Origin of the sequence: Streptomyces djakartensis (genome assembly GCF_014651075.1) — a bacterium.
In the GTDB taxonomy this organism is placed as follows: domain Bacteria; phylum Actinomycetota; class Actinomycetes; order Streptomycetales; family Streptomycetaceae; genus Streptomyces; species Streptomyces djakartensis.
Genome location: NZ_BMWE01000005.1, coordinates 263,413 through 282,463, shown reverse-complemented (window position 1 = coordinate 282,463; position 19,051 = coordinate 263,413). Strand labels below are relative to the sequence as shown.

The window sequence follows — 19,051 nt, the reverse complement described above, 5'->3', positions numbered from 1 at the left end:
GAGGTTCTGCGGTGCGCGGGACGCAATTCTGCACACCGTGTCCCTGTCGTTTCGTCGCCCGCCGTGCAGGTGTTTTTCGAGTAGTGCCGTCATTCAGGAACGAGTTCACCAAGGTCGGGTCGACGGTCACCCGGCAGTGGTAGTCCAGTTGCGGGATGGCGGGCGGGCGCCAGGGCGCTCCCAGGCCTTCCGGCGCACGTCAACGGCGCCTGCTCGGCACTGATGCCGGACGGGCCGTTTTCGGCTTGCTGGCGGTATCGCGCGACACGGCTCCGGCTGCCCGCCGATCGTGAAGCGTGGCCGCGCGCCGTCCACGACCGCGTACGCCAGGACCGTCATCGGTGCCCCTTCTGACGCCCGGCTGCCTTCGTCCCGTCAGACCCGTTGACCTGCTCGTGTCACCCCCTTACCTTTCCAGCGTTCGTAATGCCAGATGGCGTTCGAAATATCAGACGACGCATCAGACGGCAACACCGTGTGTCACCCCAGTGAGAGGCAGGCCCCACCGCATGAGCCGCGACCGCGACCACGCTCTGCCCCAACCCCCCACCCGTAGAACGCTGCTGACGGCCGCCGCAGCCGCAGGCGCCCTGGCCGCCGTCCCCGCCCTCCCCGGCACCGCCGTGGCTGCCGCCCCCGCCGGGCGCCCGCAGCCGGCCCCCTTCGTGAACCCGCTCGTGCGCAACCGGGCCGACCCGCACATCCACCGGCACACGGACGGCTTCTACTACTTCACCGCCACCGCCCCCGAGTACGACCGCATCATCCTGCGTCGCTCCCGCACCCTGAAGGGCCTCGGCACGGCGGCCGAGTCGGTCATCTGGCGCGCCCACTCCACGGGGAACATGGGCGCGCACATCTGGGCGCCCGAACTGCACCGCATCGGCGGCAAGTGGTACATCTACTTCGCCTCCGCGCCCGCCGAGGACGTCTGGGCGATCCGCATCTGGGTGCTGGAGAACGCCCACCCCAACCCCTTCCAGGGCACCTGGGTGGAGCGGGGCCAGGTCAAGACGGCCTGGGAGACCTTCTCCCTGGACGCAACGACCTTCACCCACCGGGGCAAGCGCTACCTCGCCTGGGCGCAGCACGAGCCCGGCATGGACAACAACACCGGCATCTTCCTGTCCGAGATGGCGAACCCGTGGACACTGAAGGGCCCTCAGGTACGGCTCTCCACCCCGGAGTACGACTGGGAGTGCATCGGCTTCAAGGTCAACGAGGGCCCGTACGTCCTCAAGCGCAACGGCCGCCTGTTCATGACGTACTCGGCCAGCGCCACCGACTTCAACTACTGCATGGGCCTGCTGACCGCCGACGCCGACAGCCACCTCCTGGACCCCATGAGCTGGTCCAAGTCCCCGACGCCGGTCTTCACCAGCAACGACACCACCAAGCAGTACGGCCCGGGCCACAACTGCTTCACGGTCGCCGAGGACGGCCGCACCGACGTCCTCGTCTACCATGCCCGCCAGTACAAGGAGATCAACGGCGACCCGCTGAACGACCCCAACCGCCACACCCGCGTCCAGAAGCTCGGCTGGAAGGCGGACGGCACCCCGGACTTCGGCATTCCGGTCGCCGACACCGCTCCGGCAGGTGACTGACGTGAGACGTGCGTACACCATCCTCCTCGCCCTGTGCCTGGGCCTGTTCGGCGCGCTCGCCACCGCCGGCGCCGCCCAGGCCGCACCCCAGACGATCACCAACGGCACCCAGTTCAGGGACACCTCGGGCAACCCCGTCCACGCCCACGGCGGCGGGGTCCTCAAGGTCGGCTCGTACTACTACTGGTTCGGCGAGCACCGCAACGCCGACAACACCTTCCGGTACGTCGACGCCTACCGCTCGGCCGACCTGAAGAACTGGGAGTTCCGCAACCACGTACTCACCGAGGCGAGCGCCCCCGAGCTCGCCACCGCCAACATCGAACGGCCGAAGGTGATGTACAACGCGGCCACCGGCAAGTTCGTGATGTGGATGCACAAGGAGAACGGCACCGACTACAGCGAGGCCCGGGCCGCCGTGGCCGTCTCCGACACCGTCGACGGCGACTACACCTGGAAGGGCAGTTTCCGCCCGCTCGGCCAGCACATGTCCCGCGACATCACCGTCTTCGTCGACACCGACGGCGCCGGTTACATGATCTCCGCGGCCCGCGAGAACTACGACCTCCAGATCTACCGCCTCACCGCCGACTACACCGCTGTCGCGAGCCTGGTCGCCAACCCCTGGCCGGGCGGCCACCGCGAGGCCCCGGCCCTGTTCAAGCGGGGCGGCGTGTACTTCATGCTGACCTCCGGCGCCACCGGCTGGAACCCCAACCAGCAGCAGTACGCCACCGCCACGAACCTCGCCGGGCCCTGGTCCGCCATGAAGAACATCGGCGACTCGACGGCGTACGGCTCGCAGACCGCGTTCGTCCTGCCCGTGCAGGGCGGTTCGGGCACCTCGTACCTGTACTTGGGTGACCGCTGGGGCAACTCCTTCGCAGGCACCGTCAACGACTCGCGGTACGTGTGGCTCCCGCTGACTTTCCCGGGCTCGGCCACGATGTCCATGTCCTGGTCGCCGGAGGTCACCGTCGACACGGCCGCCGGGACCGTCTCCGGCACGACTGCCACCTACAACACGCTGATCGCCCGCCACTCCTCCAGGTGCGCGGATGTCACGAGCCAGTCGCTCTGGCCGGGCGCCCAGCTCAGGCAGTACGACTGCAACGGCGGCACCAACCAGAAGTACTGGTTCAAGCCCGTCGGAAGCGGTTACTACCAGCTGATGGTCCGCAACAGCTCCCTGTGCGTGCGGGAGAACGCGAGCACGGTCACCCAGGAGAACTGCGACGCCTCCGCGACGAGCCAGCAGTGGTCGCTGACCACCACCGGCTCGTACGTGAACGTCAGGTCGCGCGCCACCGGGGAGTGCCTGGACGTGAACGGCGCGTCCACCGCCAACGCCGCCGCGGTCATCACCTACACCTGCAACGGCGGAACCAACCAGCAGTGGACACGCGGCACATGACTCAGGGACCCCTCAGGCCAGGAGGTCGATCGCGTCGATCGCGGTTCCGGCGCTGAGGAAACCGGTTGCCCCCGACCCGCTCACCACGTCGATCCTGAGCACGTTGTACTGACCGGCGTCCGTCTTCCAGGCGGACGCCGGGACGCTGTACGTGAAGGTGTGGTTGTTGCCCCGGTACGAGCCGTTGGTCAGCGACCGGGTGTTCGGCTGGGTGGGAGGGGAGGGGATGGCCGAGGTCCAGGTGTCGTTGACGGTGACCCGGGGGCGGCCGTTCGCGTACGCGGTCGTCACTCCGATGCGCAGGGTGTGCGCGGCGGCCGCCTGGGCCGCCGTCAGCTTGAAGTAGACCAGGATCCCGCTGTTGACGTCCTTCCAGAGGTAGCAGGGGAAGGCCGCGGTCTGCCCGTCGCCGATCACCACGTTCCCGGTCCAGGGCGCGGCCCGCGTGTCGGACGGATGCGCGTACGTCATCAGCTCCGCGTTCTTGAATCCGGCCGGCGTGCCGTTCCAGTCCCCGATCCGCCAGATCGCGCTCGCGTTGGACGGGTCGTTGGAGGCCGGGACGGCGATCGTGTTCAGGGTGGTCGTCCCGCCCGCCGACACGCTCACCGACGTGGTGTACACGGCCAGTTCGCCCTTGAAGACGGTCAGCGTGTACGTCCCCGGCAGCACACCCGTGATGGAGAACCAGCCGTCCGAGGCCCGCGCCGAAGCCCAGTACTGCGCCGACGGGTTGGCCAGCCCGACCGTGTACGGATACGCGGTGTTCCGGCCGGAGATCCCGACGCCCGCCACCCTGCCCCGCCCCCTCGCCGGCACGTACCCCGGGATGCCGAGCGAGTCGGCCCACGGCGTGGTCAGCGTGCCCGGGTACAGCGCCGGGGAAGGCGCGCCGCCGTCCGTGAAGGCGATGACGTACGGGCCCTGCAGGCCAAAGCGCTGTGCCTCCGTCTGGTTCTGACCGTAGTAGAGGATCTCGTACAGTCCGCCGCCGTCCGCGCTCTGGTGCCGCAGCAGGGAACGGTAGAAGGGGCCGCCGGAGGCCTTCTCGTGGTTGCTGCGCACGACCCAGAGGCCGACGCCCCCGGCGGACCAGCCGATGTAGTCGTAGTCCATGACGCGCCGCCGGGAGTAGTGCTTGGAGCGGGTCTGCCCGTCGGGCTTCCGGAACACGTCCGAGGCCTCGATGGCGGTCGGCGCGTAGGTGTACGAGTCGGGCTCGTCGTTGAGGAAGGCGCCCTTCTTCACGCGCACGATGTACCGGGTCGCCGAGACGGACGCGTCGGCCTTGTCGGTCCACAAGTAGACGTTGTTCTCGCCGCTGCGGGCGGCGTAGTAGTGCTTGAGCGTGCCGTGCGCGACGGAGACGAGGATCGTCGAACCGGACTGCCTGATGCCGACGGTGGAGGCGCCGAGGCCGGACTCGATGTGCGAGTTCTTGCCTCCGTAGCCCTGGTATTCCGTGCCCCGGTAGACCAGGGAGGTCAGGTCGCCGGTGGACTTGCTGACCCTGAAGACCAGTTGGGCGCCGGTGTCGACGACGTAATTCGAGCCGTCGTCGGTCCAGCCGAAGCCCGCGGCGTGTGCCGTGCCGGTGAGGGCGGTGCCCGCGGCGGCGGTGGCGCCGAGGACGAAGGTGCGGCGGCCGACCGGTCTGTTCGCGGATCCGGACATGTGGGGGTGCCTCCTCCGGGAGCGTGGGGGAACTGCGGGTGGGAGCGAGAGTGACAGTTGAATCGATTTCGCGAAAGGGCTTTCACTCGCATCTGGCTGGAGATCTCGGCAAAGCCGCTCGAAGTCTAGAAAGCGCTTGTTGGGAGCGGTACGGTCCACCTCCAGGTCTTGTCGTCCGCTGGGAGGAGCCGCGAGTGAGACGTTTCAGCATCGCCGTCGTGGCGGCGATGACCCTGGGCACCGGGTTGTCGTCCGTACCGGCCCAGGCTCACCCGGACTCGGGCCTGGCGCACTGCACCGACGGCACCTGCCACTTCGACGTCCCGCCGGGCACCTACGACGTGCGGGTCACCCTCGGCGGAAACGCCGCCTCCAGTACGAGCGTCAGCGGGGAGACCCGCCGCTCCCTGCTCCCCGAGACGGCCGTACCGGCGGGCGAGCGCGTCACCCGCAGCTTCACCGTGAACGTCCGCACTCCCGAGGGCGAGCCCACCGGCCCCGACGGAGCCCCCGGCCTCGACCTGCGCGTCGGCGGCACCGCCCCCGCGCTCGCCGGTCTCAGGGTCACCCCGGCCCGGCACCCGCGACAGATCCTCCTGGTCGGGGACTCCACCGTCTGCGACCAGCCCGGCGACCCCTATTCCGGCTGGGGCCAGCAACTGCCCCAGTACCTCGACAGGGGCGTCTCCGTCGCCAACTACGCCGATTCCGGGGAGAGTACGGTCTCGTATCTGGGGAACCCGAGGCTCTGGGCCACCGTGCGGCCCCAGATCCGCCCCGGCGACCTGGTCCTCGTCCAGCTCGCCCACAACGACAAGACGACGGACGAGGCCACCTACCGGGCCAACCTCGAGACCCTGGTGGCGGGAGTCCGGGAGCGGGGCGGACAGCCGGTCCTTGTCACTCCCATCGTGCGGCGCTGGTTCAACCCCGACGGCACGCTGAACAACGGAACCGCGCTCCTGGTCAACGGGCTGGGCGTCGACCACCCGGCGGTCACGCGCGCCGTCGCAGCCGCGCGGGGCGTCCCGCTGATCGACCTGACGGCGAAGACGAAGGAACTCGTCGAGTCGCTGGGGGTGGAAGGCTCGAAGGCGGTGTACCTCTACAACGAGGCGCGGGACAACACGCACACCTCCGTGCGCGGCGCCACGCTCTACGCGGGCCTGGTCCGCGACGAACTCGTCACCCGGCATCTATTGCCGAAGGGCAAGGTGCGGGTGGAATGAACCCCTGGGGCGCCCCGACCGGAACCGGGGCGCCCCAGGTTCCAGCTGTTGCCAGATCCCCGGCGCCTTTGAACACGAGCGTGTGAGCACAAGCCCGTCAGCACGAGAGAGAACCGATGCAGCTGCCTCCCGCCGACCGTACGACGTCCCCGTTCACCGGCTTCACCCGCGCCCACTGGGAGGTGGCGGCCGACGCCCTGCTCGCCGCGGTCGAGCCGTACGCGAGCCCGGACCGCGCGCTGTACCACCTGCCCGGCGAACGCACCAGCTGGTCGGGCCGCCTCTCCGACGGACTGGAGGGCTACGCCCGCACCCTGCTGCTGGCCGCCTTCCGCCGCGACGAGAAGGCCCTGGAACGCTATGCCGACGGCCTCGCCGCCGGGGTCTCCGGCATCTGGCCCCGCATCGAGGACCGCAGCCAGCCGCTGGTGGAGGCGGCGTCGATCGCCTTGGCCCTGCGCCTGACCAGGGACCAGCTCTGGGACCGGCTGGACGACGGTGTGCGCCAGCGGGCGGCCGCCTGGCTCGGTGACGCCCTCACCGCCGAACCCTGGCCGTGCAACTGGGAGTTGTTCCCGGTCACGGTGGGCGGCTTCCTCGCCGAGATCGGCCACGAGCCGGACGCGTCCCGCACAGCGATCGACCGGGGCCTGGAGCGCATCGAGCAGTGGTACGCGGGCGACGGCTGGTACACCGACGGCGACGGCCGCAAGTTCGACTACTACAACGGCTGGGCGATGCACCTGTATCCCGTGCTGCACGCCTGGCTGGAGCGGGACGAGCGGTTGCTGGAGTTGTACGGCGACCGCCTGTCGCGTCACCTCTCCGACTACGCCCGCCTGTTCGGCGGCGACGGCGCGCCCATGCACCAGGGGCGCTCCCTCACCTACCGCTTCGCGACGACGGCCCCACTGTGGCTGGGCGCGCTGACCGGCCGTACCCCCCTGACGCCGGGCGAGACCCGGCGCCTCGCCTCCGGAGCCCTGAGCTACTTCCTGGACCGGGGCGCTGTGGACGACCGGGGACTGCTCACCCGGGGCTGGCACGGGCCCGACGAGTCCGTCCTCCAGGGCTACTCGGGCCCGGCCTCCCCGTACTGGGCGAGCAAAGGCTTCCTCGGTCTGCTCCTGCCGGCCGACCACGAGGTGTGGACGGCGCGGGAGCGGCCCGGCCCGGCCGAGCGCACGGACGCCGTCACCCCCGTCGGCCCGCCCAACTGGCTGCTCCAGTCCACCCGTTCCGACGGCGTGGTCCGCCTGCACAACCACGGCAGCGAGGACGTCCGCTACGACCCGTACTACACGCGCCTGGCCTACTCGACCGTGACGGCACCGTCCCCGTCGTACGACAACAGCGTCCTGGTCGGCGACGATCCCAGCCGTACGGACATCGAACCGCTGGGCGCAGGCGACGGCTGGGTGGCCTCGCGGCACACGGCGGGTGGGGGAGCGCGGGTGACGAGCGTGGTGCTGGCACGCGGGGCGGCCGAGGTCCGGGCGCATCTGGTCGCGGGGGCCGCCCCGGGTACGCCGGTGCGGGTGACCGGATGGCCGGCCACGGAGGGTGTCCAGGCCGAACTCCTGCCCGTGTTCGGCCTGGACGACGCGCTCACCGGTGTCACCGGCGAGGACGCCACCCTCTTCGTCGCCCTGGCCCGGCTGACGGCGGACGCGGATCCCGTTCCGCTGGCGGAGCTGGTTTCCGTACGGGCGGACGAGCACGGCGCAGTGGAGGTCCGCTGGAGCGACGGTGAGACGCTGCTGGTCCGGCTGGGGGCCCAGGCCGTGGAGGTCACCTGAGGCCGCACCGTACTTCGGTCCGCGCCGAAGTGACCCGCGCCTAGCGTGGTGTCATGACCGCACACCCGAAGCAGACGCCGCCCGCGGAGGCCGTGAGCGCCTTCGCCGCTCTTCATCACGCCGAGGAGCCCCTCCTGCTGCCCAACGCCTGGGACCACGCGTCGGCCCGATTCCTCGCCGGGCAGGGGTTCCAGGCGATCGGGACGACGAGTCTCGGTGTCGCCGCGGCCGCGGGCCTGCCCGATGGCGGGGCGGCGACCCGGGAGGAAACGCTGCGGCTGGCCGTCGCCTTGGGGTCCGAGGCCTTCCTGCTGTCGGTCGACGCGGAGGGCGGCTTCGGTGACGACCCTGACGAGGTGGCCGAGTTCTCCCGGGAGCTGCACGCCGCCGGCGCGGTCGGCATCAACCTGGAGGACGGCCTGGGGCCTGTCGACCGGCACGCGGCGAAGATCGCGGCGGTCAAACAGGCCGCACCCGGGCTCTTCGTCAACGCCCGCACCGACACCCACTGGAGGAGCGACGGCGACGGCACCCTGGCGCGCCTCGACGCCTACCGACAGGCGGGCGCCGACGGCGTGTTCGTCCCCGGCCTCACCGACCTGCGCCGGATCGCCACCCTGGTGCGCCACCTGGACGTCCCCCTCAACGTCCTCTACTCGCCCGGCGGCCCGACCGTCGCCCACCTCGCCGACGCCGGTGCACGCCGCATCAGCCTCGGCTCCCTGCTGTACCGGCGGGCACTGGGCGCGGCCCTGGAGGCGGTGGCGGATGTCCGGGCCGGGCGGACACCCCAGGGCGTGACACCGTCGTACGACGACGTGGCCGGGCTGACGAAACACCCCTAAGTACCGAGCGCGGCGACCAGCAGCGAGACGGCGGCCGGGCCGGGCGCTCCGCGCAGCCAGGTGACGGCCTGCCTGCCCGCGAACTCGCGTTGTGCGGCGGTCACGGATGGATCGACGGCGGTCTCGGCCTGTACGTGGATGTAGTTCAGCTCCGTGGCGAAGAGCATCGAGAACGACTCCGGGCCCGTGACGACGGCCCGGCCTCCAGCGTCGCGGTAGGCCCTGGCCAGGCGCCGGGCGGCCTCGGTGTTCACCTCATTGCCGCCCGACCAGACGAACAAGGCCCGCGCGAACTCTCGTTCCGCCGAGACCGGCCCGGCGTTGTCCCAGTCGAGGAGGACCGGACCGTCCGGGCCGACCAGGACGTTCTGGGGCTGAAGATCGAGGTGCGAGGTCACGAGGCCGTCCGGGGCCGAGGGTGTCACCCAGTGAGCCAGCTGCGGCGCGGACGTGGCGACGAAGCGGCCGAGCTCCTCCGCCCACGGCAGGCCGGCGTCCCGCACCTTCTTGAGCACCTCCTCCCAGTCGGTGTCGTCAGGGCACCGCTCGTACCAGTCGCCCGGCGTCTCGACGGTGCCGTCACCGGCCTGGTGGAGCAGCGCCATGGTCCGGCCGAACCAGTCCAGAACGTCCAGGTCGGAGGCGTCCGCCGGGGTGCCGTCGACCCAGTCGTACAGCTTCACGTACGACCCGCCCGAGGAGCCGGGACGGCAAACGTGCGCGCCGTGCCGGTCGGTGTGGATCCGGGGCGAGGCGATGCCCAGCTCCGCCGCGGCGTCCCGCAGCGCGGCCTCGCGGCCGACCTGTGCCTCGTCACAGCCGAAGAGGAGCTCCTTCACGGCCCATGCGTGCCCGTTCCCGGAGAGCTTCCACACCTGGCCCAGTGCGCCCCGGGTGACCGGCGTCATCGCCCAGGGGCCGGAGCCGAGAGCGTAGGTCTCCGCTATGGAGCCGGCTGCGTCATACATCGGTTGTCGTCCCCTCGCCGGGCCAGTTGAGAAGCAGTACGTGCAGGGCGTCGATCGCCCTGTCCCAGGACGCCTGTACGTCACGGGGCGCGCCGAAGGCGCCGGTCGACTCCAGGGCGCAGTAGCCGTGGAAGGCGCTGCGCAGCAGACGTACGGCGTCGGTGAGGTCGGGTTCCTCCAGGCCGTAGGCGCGGAGCATGCCGTAGGTGACGTCGGCGGTACGGCGCATCGCGGGGGAGTCGGTGACGAGGGACTGGTCGACGGGGATCTGGGTCGCGGCGTAGCGGCCGGGGTGTTCCAGGGCGTAGGCCCGGTAGGCGCCGGCGAAGGCGCCGAGGGTGTCCCGGCCGGGTTCCCTTCCCTCGACCGCCGCCGCGATCCTGTCGATCATCTCGCCGCCCGCGAGGAGGGCGATGCGGGTGCGCAGGTCCTGCAGGTTCCTGACGTGCGAGTAGAGACTCGCGTCCTTCACGCCGAAGCGGCGTGCCAGGGCGGACAGGGTGACGCGCTCGAAGCCGGCCTCGTCGGCGAGGTCGGCCGCGGCGGCGACGAGGCGGTCGGGGGTGAGGCCGGCTCTGGGCATGGGGGCTGGGGGCTACCTCTCGAGCAGTGCCGGATCGTTGGCGCAGAGAGGAAGAGAGCCTAGTACGGGCCTCAGCGGATCGGCGCGTAAATCACCCCCAGCTTGTCGACCTCGTCGCCCGCGCGTCCCGTGAACCCGGCGATCTGCCGGCCGGCGGGGGCCGTGAAGGTCTTCGCGTCGGATGTGGCCGTACCGGCGGACACGGTCCGTCCCGCGTCGGTCGTGAAAGCCGCCGAGAACAGGCGGGTACGGCCGTTCTTCTGGCCCTGCGTCAGTTTGACCGAGGTCAGGTGCTCTCCCGGCGCCAGCGTCAGGGACGCCGCCGTGCCGCCCGTGCCGCCGTGGGTGAGGGTCGTACCGCCGTCGTGGGTGAGGGACACCGCGTCCAGGCGGGCGCCGCCGCGCAGCGTGAGGGTGCGGGGAGCGGGGGCCGCCGGCAGGTCGTCCGCGTCGTTGAAGGCCGTGCCGTGCGGGCCGCCGAAGAAGTCGCTCGCCCGCAGGGCGGAGTTGAGCGTGTACGAGAAGTCGACCGTGTGCGGGAAGTGGTCGGAGAGGTTGTTGCCGGCCGGGTCCAGGAAGGACGCCCAGTCGTTGTGGTAGCGCGTCGCGTTCAGGCTCAGCAGCCCGCTGCCCCGGTAGAGGACCTTGTCCACGACCTCGCAGTCCTGGGCGGGGGCCGTGGTGGTGCAGACGAGCGGGTCACTGCCCTGGGCCGGGGGCTTCCCGCCCTTCACCCGCTGGACCCACGCGTCGGTCAGGCCGTTCTCGGTCAGAAGCGTGCGGATGTTGTCGCCCGCGCGGGTGTACCTCGTGTTCGTGTCACCCATGACGATCACGGCGTTGCCCGCGGAGTTCGCCTGGATGAAGTCGGAGAGCTGCTCGATGTTGGCCCGGCGGGCGGCGAGCGCGTCGTCCGTCGAGTCCGCGTTCGTGTGCACGTTGTAGAGGTCCACGAAGACACCCTCGGCGAGCCGTACCCGTGCCAGCGAGAAGCCCTTGGGGGTGAGGCAGTTGGTGCCGGTGCACTTGTTCCACTTCACCCGCTGGAAGTCCTCGAAGGGGTGGTCCGAGAGGGTGTTGAGGCCGTCCCCGAAGGGGACTCCGCCGCTGGTCGCGGTGCGGTGGGCGTGGTCGTCACCCGCGTACAGGGCCGCGTGGTAGTTGAAGTCCTCCTGAACGTTGACGATGTCGTACGCCCCGAGGCGCGGGGAGATCAGCGGCGTGTTCTTCGCCGGACTGCCGGAGCTCAGGCCCTCGGGGAGACCCGCGACGTTGTAGGTGAGCACGTTGAAGGAGCCGGAGTCCGTGGCGGCGGCGGGCGTCGCTGCGGCGGGCGTCGCGGAGGCGGTGGCGAGGCCCGTGACGGCCAGAGCGGTGGCCATGAGGGTGCCGATCAGTCTCTTCATGGGGGGTGTCTCCGGTCGGGGGAGCGAGCGGGGGAAAGGTGAACGGTGCTCAGGTTCGGGGCCAACAGCCTTACGACGCAAGGGGCTTCGGGAAAACAGGGGGCAACCCCTCGGCGTCAGGCGTGGAGCAGCCTGTGCGGCCGGACGCGGCGGTGCGGGGCGAAGAGCAGCTCCAGGGCGTACGGGACGGACTCGGCCGCGTCCAGGTGACCCACGGCGGGGCGGCCGTCGCGGTGGCACTTCGGAGAGCGGTAGGCCTGGTTGACGTAGGCGTCGAGCCAGCCGTCGACGGCGGCCCGAGTGGACGGTCGGCATGCCCTCGTGGACGCGGGAGCCGCTGAGGAGCAGCCCGGCGACGCCGGGGGTCCGCTGCCGCCCGTGCGGTGAAGGCCGCCAGGGGCTCCTCAGGGGTGTTGCCCAGGGCGAAGTGCATCATGAACTCTCCCAGCGGAACGTCACGGAGATCACCTCACGGCACGAACGCCATCCCCTCCGCCCGCCCCCTCGGTAGCGGTTATTCGCTGGGCCGCCCCAGCGGGCACCTCGTAAGGTTGCCGGGGAACCGGGACACGGGGGAGGCGCCATGACGGATCGTCGGGCCGCACGGAACTTACCGACCACGCGGCTCGTACCGATCGCGCGAACGGCGCTGACCGCACGCGCGGCATGACGCATGAGACGGCGCGGCGCGAGGACGAGTCCGGCAGCGGCACCCCCGCGGGCGTCTGTGACGACGGTCCGGCCGGCACCCGTCCGCTGTGGCGGCAGCGAGACTTCACCATCTTCTGGGTCGCGCAGACCCTCTCCGTGCTCGGCGACTCCTTCGCGCTCATCGCCCTGCCCCTGCTGGTCCTGGAGGCGACCGGTTCGGTCGCGCGGATGGGGCTGCTGACCGCGGTCGGCGGGGCGGCGGCGGTCGTGGCGGCGGTGTTCGCCGGGGCGGTGGTGGACCGGGTGGACCGGCGCCGTCTGCTCATCGGCTGCGACCTGGTGCGCATGGGCCTGTACGGGGTGATCCCCCTGGTGTGGCTGTTCGGCCCGCAGCTCTGGCTGCTGTACGGGGTGCTGCCGCTGTGCGAGGCCGTCGGCATGCTGTTCGCGGTCGGCTACGTCACCGTCGTGCGCGCTCTGGTGGGCACCGAGCTGCTCACCGAGGCCAACGGCCGGCTCAACGCCACCGCTGCCGCGGCGGGCGTCCTCGGACCGCTGTGCGCGGGGCTGGTCGCCGCCTGGTCCGGGCCGGCCGCGGCGGTGGGCGTGGACGCGGCCAGCTTCGGGGTGTCGGCGGCGTGCCTGTTCTTCGTACGGCTCCGGACGAGCACGGCCGACGACGAGCGGACGGGCGAGCGCCAGGGACTGTGGCGGGACCTGCGCGCCGGCATCACCTTCCTCCACGGCCATCCGGTGCTGCGCTCGCTCACCGCCCTGCTGTTCGGTTTCAGCTTTCTCACTCTCGGCCTGAACGACCTGGTCATCTACCACCTCAAGCACGACCTCGGTCACGACGACGGCACGGTCGGCACCGTCATGGCACTCGGCGCCCTCGGCACCATCACCGGCGCCCTGCTGGTGGCCCGGGTCCGCCGCCGTCTCGGCTTCGGGCCGGCCTGGACGGGCTCGGTCGCGGTGTGCGGAGCGGCCTTCGCGGGCCTCGGCTGGGCCCGTGACGTGCCTGTCGTCGCGGCCCTGAGCGCCGCCTTCCTCGCCTGCGCGGGCATGGCGGGCACCTGCTCTATGTCGCTGCGTCAGGAGGTCACCCCGGAACATCTCCTGGGCCGGGTCACCTCCGCCTTCTGGACCTTGCAGTACGCGGCGGCCCCCGTCGGCGCGGTCATCCTCACCTGGGCCGCGGAGGTACAGGGCACGACACCGGTCGCCCTGGCCGCCGGAGCGGCCTGCGTCCTGCTGGCCGCGGCGGCCCTGCTCACCCCGATCCGAGGGACGGGCAGCGGCCGGGGCGGCCCGTGAAGCAGGGCCCTCACGCACCAGGACCGATCGGCGCCGGTCAACCGGCGCCTCGTGCCGCGGCACCGCCATGGGGCCGGTCGGTTCCGGCACGGGACCTATGGCCCCTCCACCGGGGCGGCCGGTCGAGGCCATGCTCGAACCGTCAGCCCTCGCTCCGGAGGTGGAGAGGATGCCCCGTACGAGCACCGGCCGCCGTCGTCCCGCGCCGGCTGCCCAGCCAGGACGATGACGCATGGACCGGCCGCTTGTCGTCGGCGTGGACGGCTCCGAGCCGAGCCTGCGGGCCGTGGACTGGGCGGCCGACGAGGCGGCGCTGCGCGGGGTCCCGCTGCGCGTGGTGTACGCGTCGCTGTGGGAGCGCTACGAACGGGCCGTCTTCGCCTCGGGGCCGGAATCGTCGGAGCAGGTGGTCACCGACGTCCTGGCGGTGACCGCCGCGAGACGTGCCCGGCGGCGGGCGCCCGGTTTGAAGGTCACCTCCGAGGTCGTGCCCGAGGGGCCGGTACCGGTGCTCCGGCGGGCGTCGCGCGAGGCGTCCGCGCTGGTCGTGGGGTACCGCGGCCGCGGGGGCGCCGCCGAGTTGCTCCTGGGCTCGGTCAGCCTGGCCGTGGCCGGGCACGCCGACGGCCCGGTGATCGTGGTGCGCGGCGACCACGACGACCAGGCCGGGACAGGGCGGCGGGGCCGCCGCGTCGTCGTCGGAGTCCCCGCCGATCCGGCCGACTCGGAGGCGGTGCGGTTCGCCTTCCGGGAGGCGAGCCGGCGCGGTGTTCCGCTGGAAGCCGTGCGCGCCTGGCACCGGCCCGCGCACGACAGCACCGATCAGCCGCCGTTCACCGGCGACCCGGCCTCCGTGCAGCGGCGGCACGCCGACGAGGCCCTGGAGAGCGGGCTGCGCGCGCCGGCCGGGGAATGCCCGTCCGTCGAGGTGCGCAGACGTCTCGTCGAGGGCCACGCCCGCACGGTGCTGCTCGACGCCTCGGCCGATGCCGCCCTTCTGGTGGTCGGCGCCAGGCGGCCCAGCGGACACTTCGGCCTCCACATCGGCCGCGTCACCCACGCCGTGCTGCACCACGCTGCCTGTCCCGTCGCGGTCGTCCCGGAGCGGGGCTGACCAGGCGGCGGGCCGGTCCCGCCGTGCCGGCACCCGCCTTCCGCGCTCCCCGCCGCGCAGGCGCTCCGGGGCGGTGGCGGCGCACACTGGAAGCACGCCCGTGAGGGGGTGAACGCGATGGCGGTGACACGACACGGAAGTGCGGACAGGGTGCGGCTGTGGCGGTGGCGGAGCAATCCGCTCCGGCGCCGCAGCGACCGCGTCGAGGCCTGGATCGTGCTCCTCACCTGGGTCCTCGTGGTGCTGGGCGGAGCCATCGCCGGCCTGGTGGCGGCCGGAGCGGCGGACCGGGCCCTCGCCGCGCAGCGCGCGAAGGCGCACGCGGTGTCCGCCGTGCTGACCGAACGGGCGCCGAAGTCCTCGCAGGCGACGACGGACGGCTCGCGCAGCGACACGGTGCTGGCCAGGGTGCGCTGGACCGCCCCGGGCGGCTCGACGCACACCGGACGGACCGAGGCCGAGCCCGGCGCCGCGGCGGGAACCAGGGTCACGGTGTGGACGGACCGCACCGGTGAACTGGTCGACGCGCCGCTCAACCCGGCGGAGGCGACGATCCAGGCGGCCGCCACCGGTGTCCTGGCCGGAACCGGCACCGGAGCCGCGGTGTGGACCGTCGGACGACTCGCACGTGTGCGGCTGGACCGGCGGCGTCTCGCCGAGTGGGACATGGAGTGGGAGCGGGTCGGGCCGCAGTGGCGCAAGCGCATGACCGGCTGACCGGGAGGCGGGCGGGGCCGGGTGTGGGCCCCAGGCCCCCCGCTGCCGTGGGCGGCATACCGGCCGTGCGGGTCGGGTCAGGCCCGCGCCGAGGTGCGCGGCGGAGGACTTTGTCGCGGTGCGTGGAGCAGAGAGAGCAGAGGCCTGCGATCAGCGGCGGCCAGGATCCGCGCGCGACGGAGCCGCGCTCCGCCGTGGCGCGGCTGTGACCGGGCACGGGACGCGTGCAGCCGCCGGCCCCCTCCCGGCCGCTCCCTCCCGGTCGTCCCGGGCCGCGATGGCGACTCCGCACCCGGGACCCGCGGCTTCGCAACCTGCGGCTCCCTGGCACCCCGGAGCAGCACGGGCCGTAAGGCCCCCCGCGGTGGCCCGGTCGCCCCTCGCGCCCGCCCGCCGGAGGTGGGACGGTGGGAGTGGATCTGCGGGCTGCCCGAGCGCGAGGCGGTGGGAACGATGACCATGGAACTTCCCCTGGTCGTGGGCGTCGACGGATCGGACGGCAGCCTCCTGGCGGTCGACTGGGCGGTGGACGAGGCCGCCCGGCACGGTCTTCCGCTGCGGCTGGTCCACGGCTCACTCTGGGAGCGGTACGAGGGCCTCACCCCGTCGGCCGGTCCGGGCCGCCCCACGGGCCAGGTGATGGCCGACCACATCGTCGCCTCCGCGGCGGAGCGCGCCGGGCGGCGCAACCCCGACGTGAAGGTGTCCACCGACGTCCTCCCCGACGACGGGGCGGACGCCCTCCTGCACGCGGGCAACAACGCCACCGCCGTGATCACGGGGGCACAGGGCCGAAGTGAACTGCAGGGACTGCTGCTCGGCTCCGTGGGACTGGCCGTCGCCGCCCGCGCGCACTGCCCGGTGATCGTGGTGCGTGGGGACCAGGCCGGCCTGGCCGGTTCACACGAGCGGATCCTCCTCGGCGCGGGAGACTCCGACACCAGTGAGGAGGCGGCGCGATTCGCCTTGCGTGAGGCGGAAGCACGCGGGTGCCGTCTGGAGGTCATCCGGGCCTGGCGCAGCCCCGCGCACGAAACCGCCGGCACGGCCGCGCTCGCCGGGGAACCCGGCCGCGAACGGGAGGAGCAGGCCCGCGCCGAGCTCGACGCACTGCTCCGCGAGGCCGTGGCCGAGCACCCCGGCGTACGGGTGCGCCGCACGACGGTCGAGGGCCCGGCCCGCAAGGTGCTGGTGCACCGTTCGGCCGCGGCCGACCTGGTGATCCTCGGAGCCCGGCGTCGGCAGGGCCACTTCGGGCTCCAGCTCGGCAGGGTGGCCCACACGCTGCTGCACCACGCCGGCTGCCCGGTGGCCGTCGTGCCGCAGCGCGTCTAGAGGAGACAGCCCCGTGACGGACCGGACACTGGAGTACGAGGGATACGATCCCGCGGACGAACGGCTGCGCGAGTCGCTGTGCACCCTGGGCAACGGCTACTTCGCCACCCGCGGGGCGCTTCCCGAGTGCGCGGCCGACGACGTGCACTACCCGGGCACCTACGTGGCCGGCTGCTACAACCGCCTGGTCTCCGAGGTCGCGGGACGCCGGGTGGAGAACGAGGACCTGGTCAACCTCCCCGACTGGCTGCCGCTGCGCTACCGCCTCGCGGGCGGGGAATGGCTCACGCCGGACACGGCGACCGTCCTGGACCACCGGCAGACCCTTCACCTGGACCCGGGTCTGCTGGAGCGCCGTACCCGGTACGCCCTCGGCGAGGGGCGGACGCTGACCGTGCGGCAGCTGCGGCTGGTGCACATGGCGGATCCGCACATCGCCGCGCTGCGCACCGAGTTCACCGTCGACGGCGGTGCCGGTGAGCTGGAGGTCGAGGCGGCGATCGACGGGTCGGTCACCAATGCCGGAGTGCCGCGCTACCGGGACCTGGACGGCCGCCACCTGACCGATGTGCGGACCGGTACCGCCACGCCCGGCACGGTGTGGCTGCGCTGCCGCACCCGCACCTCCGACATCCGTGTCGCCCTGGCCGCCCGGCTGACCGCACCGGCACCCATCACCGACGAGCCGGGGCCCACGCGGGCCGTTCAGCGGCTCGCACTGCCGCTCACACCCGGTCGCGCCGCCACCGTCGACAAGACCGTCGCGCTCCACACCTCACGCGACCTGGCGATCAGCGACCCGCTGCAGGCGGCGGTGGAACGGGTGGGCGCGGCACCGGCCTTCGACGATCTGCCGGCCTCCCACCGGACCGTCTGGAGCCAGCTGTGGCGCCGGGCCGGCCTCGACGTCCCGGGGGAGGCGGGAAGCATCCTGCGCCTGCACCTCTTCCACGTGCTGCAGACCCTCTCCCCGCACACCGCCGACCTGGACGTGGGCGTGCCGGCCCGGGGACTGCACGGCGAGGCCTACCGCGGGCACGTCTTCTGGGACGAGCTGTTCGTCCTGCCGTATCTGAACCTGCACTTCCCCGAGGTGTCCCGCGCCCTGCTCCACTACCGTCACCGGCGCCTGGACCGGGCCCGCGCCGCGGCTCGGACCATCGGCCGGCGCGGGGCGCTGTACCCGTGGCAGAGCGGCAGCGACGGACGTGAGGAGAGCCAGCAGCTGCACCTCAACCCCCGCTCGGGCCGCTGGCTGCCGGACCACACCCACCTTCAGCACCACGTCGGTTCGGCGATCGCCTACAACGTGTGGCAGTACTGCGAGGCCGGCGGCGACGCCGAGTTCCTCCACACCAAGGGCGCGGAGATGCTGCTCCAGATCGCGCGCTTCTGGGCCGACTCGGCCACCTGGGACGAGTCCCTGGGGCGGCACCGCATCCGGGGCGTGGTCGGCCCCGACGAGTACCACGAGGCCTACCCGGACTCGGTGCGGCCCGGCCTGGACGACAACGCCTACACCAACGTCATGGCGGCCTGGGTGCTCACCCGCACCGTGGAAGTGCTGCGCGCCCTGCCCGCGCCCCGCCGCCGCGAACTCGTCGAACGCACCGACCTGGACGACGGCGAACCGGAGCGCTGGGAGGAGGTGTCCCGCACCCTCCACGTCCCCTTCCACGACGGGATCATCAGCCAGTTCGAGGGCTACGGCGAGCTCGCGGAACTCGACTGGAACGCCTACCTCGAGCGCTACGGCGACATCCGTCGCCTGGACCGGATCCTGGAGGCCGAGGGCGACAGCGTCAACCGCTACAAGGCCTCCAAACAGGCCGACGTGCTGATGCTCGGATACCTCTTCTCACCGGCCGAACTGCAGGGACTCTTCGACCGGTTGGGTTACCCGCTGGACGAGGAGACCTGGCAGCGCACCGTCGACTACTACCTCGCCCGCACCAGCCACGGCTCCACCCTCAGCGGCCTGGTCCACGGCTGGGTCCTGGCCCGGTGCCGGCGCTCCGAGGCGTGGAAGTTCTGCCAGGAGGCCCTGCGCGGCGACATCGCCGACCTGCAGGGCGGCACCACCGGCGAGGGCATCCACCTGGGTGCCATGGCCGGCACCCTCGACCTGGTCCAGCGGGGACTGACCGGGCTGGAGACCCGCGCCGGGGCTCTGTGGCTGGACCCCGTGCCCCTGCCGGAGCTGTCGTCGTACGGGTTCTCCATCGCCTACCAGGGCCACTGGGGCATCCGGCTGCGTCTGACCAGCGGACGGCTGGAGATCGCCGTGCCGCCGTCCGACCTTCCGCCGATCGACGTCGAACTGCCCGACCGCTCGGTCGGCGTCGAGCCCGGGGAGACCGCCACGCTGGTGGTTCCCGACTGACCGGGACCG

The 19,051-nt window shown here is 72.2% G+C and carries 14 protein-coding genes; 10 read left to right on the top strand and 4 right to left on the bottom strand.

Going from position 1 to position 19,051, the window contains the following annotated elements:
• The first annotated feature begins 509 nt into the window (after window positions 1–509).
• Window positions 510–1,607: a glycoside hydrolase family 43 protein gene (locus IE212_RS11085; RefSeq protein ID WP_190197583.1), complete on the top strand. Its 1,098-nt coding sequence runs from the start codon at window positions 510–512 to the stop codon at window positions 1,605–1,607.
• A 1-nt stretch (window position 1,608) separates the two neighbouring features.
• Complete coding sequence (locus IE212_RS11080; protein WP_190197582.1) at window positions 1,609–3,021, top strand: RICIN domain-containing protein; 1,413 nt, start codon at window positions 1,609–1,611, stop codon at window positions 3,019–3,021.
• A 12-nt stretch (window positions 3,022–3,033) separates the two neighbouring features.
• Here IE212_RS11080 and IE212_RS11075 read toward each other — a convergent pair whose 3' ends face one another.
• Complete coding sequence (locus tag IE212_RS11075; protein ID WP_190197581.1) at window positions 3,034–4,695, bottom strand: rhamnogalacturonan lyase B N-terminal domain-containing protein; 1,662 nt, start codon at window positions 4,693–4,695, stop codon at window positions 3,034–3,036.
• 194 nt (window positions 4,696–4,889) lie between these two features.
• Between IE212_RS11075 and IE212_RS11070 the strand changes: the two genes are divergently transcribed.
• The 3 genes from IE212_RS11070 to IE212_RS11060 all read left to right on the top strand — a co-directional run bounded on the left by IE212_RS11070 (window position 4,890) and on the right by IE212_RS11060 (window position 8,568).
• Window positions 4,890–5,924, top strand: a complete 1,035-nt coding sequence (locus tag IE212_RS11070) for a rhamnogalacturonan acetylesterase (RefSeq protein WP_190197580.1) — start codon at window positions 4,890–4,892, stop codon at window positions 5,922–5,924.
• Window positions 5,925–6,040: 116 nt separating this feature from the next.
• Window positions 6,041–7,723, top strand: a complete 1,683-nt coding sequence (locus IE212_RS11065) for a DUF2264 domain-containing protein (protein ID WP_190197579.1) — start codon at window positions 6,041–6,043, stop codon at window positions 7,721–7,723.
• 53 nt (window positions 7,724–7,776) lie between these two features.
• Complete coding sequence (locus tag IE212_RS11060) at window positions 7,777–8,568, top strand: isocitrate lyase/PEP mutase family protein (RefSeq protein ID WP_190197578.1); 792 nt, start codon at window positions 7,777–7,779, stop codon at window positions 8,566–8,568.
• Here IE212_RS11060 and IE212_RS11055 read toward each other — a convergent pair.
• The 3 genes from IE212_RS11055 to IE212_RS11045 all read right to left on the bottom strand — a co-directional run bounded on the left by IE212_RS11055 (window position 8,565) and on the right by IE212_RS11045 (window position 11,525).
• Complete coding sequence (locus IE212_RS11055; protein ID WP_190197577.1) at window positions 8,565–9,536, bottom strand: phosphotransferase enzyme family protein; 972 nt, start codon at window positions 9,534–9,536, stop codon at window positions 8,565–8,567. The two genes, IE212_RS11060 and IE212_RS11055, sit on opposite strands and share 4 nt — an antisense overlap.
• Entirely contained in the window at window positions 9,529–10,119 is a 591-nt protein-coding gene (locus tag IE212_RS11050; RefSeq protein ID WP_190197576.1) for a TetR/AcrR family transcriptional regulator, read from the bottom strand. Before IE212_RS11050 ends, IE212_RS11055 begins: the two co-directional genes overlap by 8 nt.
• A gap of 71 nt (window positions 10,120–10,190) precedes the next feature.
• Window positions 10,191–11,525, bottom strand: coding sequence for a jacalin-like lectin (locus IE212_RS11045; RefSeq protein WP_190197575.1), 1,335 nt, complete (start codon window positions 11,523–11,525; stop codon window positions 10,191–10,193).
• Between the two features lie 666 nt (window positions 11,526–12,191).
• Here IE212_RS11045 and IE212_RS11035 point away from each other — a divergent pair.
• The 5 genes from IE212_RS11035 to IE212_RS11015 all read left to right on the top strand — a co-directional run bounded on the left by IE212_RS11035 (window position 12,192) and on the right by IE212_RS11015 (window position 19,042).
• On the top strand, window positions 12,192–13,493 hold the full coding sequence (locus IE212_RS11035; protein WP_190197574.1) for an MFS transporter: 1,302 nt from the start codon (window positions 12,192–12,194) through the stop codon (window positions 13,491–13,493).
• Between the two features lie 232 nt (window positions 13,494–13,725).
• Window positions 13,726–14,607, top strand: a complete 882-nt coding sequence (locus IE212_RS11030) for a universal stress protein (protein WP_190197573.1) — start codon at window positions 13,726–13,728, stop codon at window positions 14,605–14,607.
• A gap of 117 nt (window positions 14,608–14,724) precedes the next feature.
• Entirely contained in the window at window positions 14,725–15,324 is a 600-nt protein-coding gene (locus IE212_RS11025; protein WP_190197572.1) for an Rv1733c family protein, read from the top strand.
• 459 nt (window positions 15,325–15,783) lie between these two features.
• Window positions 15,784–16,659, top strand: a complete 876-nt coding sequence (locus IE212_RS11020; protein WP_190197702.1) for a universal stress protein — start codon at window positions 15,784–15,786, stop codon at window positions 16,657–16,659.
• Between the two features lie 13 nt (window positions 16,660–16,672).
• Window positions 16,673–19,042 (top strand): glycoside hydrolase family 65 protein, encoded by a 2,370-nt coding sequence (locus tag IE212_RS11015; protein WP_190197571.1) that lies wholly within the window; start codon window positions 16,673–16,675, stop codon window positions 19,040–19,042.
• Window positions 19,043–19,051: the final 9 nt, after the last annotated feature.

Coding starts and splice junctions, on each gene's coding strand:
- IE212_RS11085 (WP_190197583.1), top strand. CDS start 510: ATGAGCCGCGACCGCGACCACGCTCTGCCCCAACCCCCCACCCGTAGA.
- IE212_RS11075 (WP_190197581.1), bottom strand. CDS start 4,695: ATGTCCGGATCCGCGAACAGACCGGTCGGCCGCCGCACCTTCGTCCTC.
- IE212_RS11065 (WP_190197579.1), top strand. CDS start 6,041: ATGCAGCTGCCTCCCGCCGACCGTACGACGTCCCCGTTCACCGGCTTC.
- IE212_RS11060 (WP_190197578.1), top strand. CDS start 7,777: ATGACCGCACACCCGAAGCAGACGCCGCCCGCGGAGGCCGTGAGCGCC.
- IE212_RS11055 (WP_190197577.1), bottom strand. CDS start 9,536: ATGTATGACGCAGCCGGCTCCATAGCGGAGACCTACGCTCTCGGCTCC.
- IE212_RS11050 (WP_190197576.1), bottom strand. CDS start 10,119: ATGCCCAGAGCCGGCCTCACCCCCGACCGCCTCGTCGCCGCCGCGGCC.
- IE212_RS11045 (WP_190197575.1), bottom strand. CDS start 11,525: ATGAAGAGACTGATCGGCACCCTCATGGCCACCGCTCTGGCCGTCACG.
- IE212_RS11035 (WP_190197574.1), top strand. CDS start 12,192: ATGACGCATGAGACGGCGCGGCGCGAGGACGAGTCCGGCAGCGGCACC.
- IE212_RS11030 (WP_190197573.1), top strand. CDS start 13,726: ATGGACCGGCCGCTTGTCGTCGGCGTGGACGGCTCCGAGCCGAGCCTG.
- IE212_RS11025 (WP_190197572.1), top strand. CDS start 14,725: ATGGCGGTGACACGACACGGAAGTGCGGACAGGGTGCGGCTGTGGCGG.
- IE212_RS11020 (WP_190197702.1), top strand. CDS start 15,784: ATGGAACTTCCCCTGGTCGTGGGCGTCGACGGATCGGACGGCAGCCTC.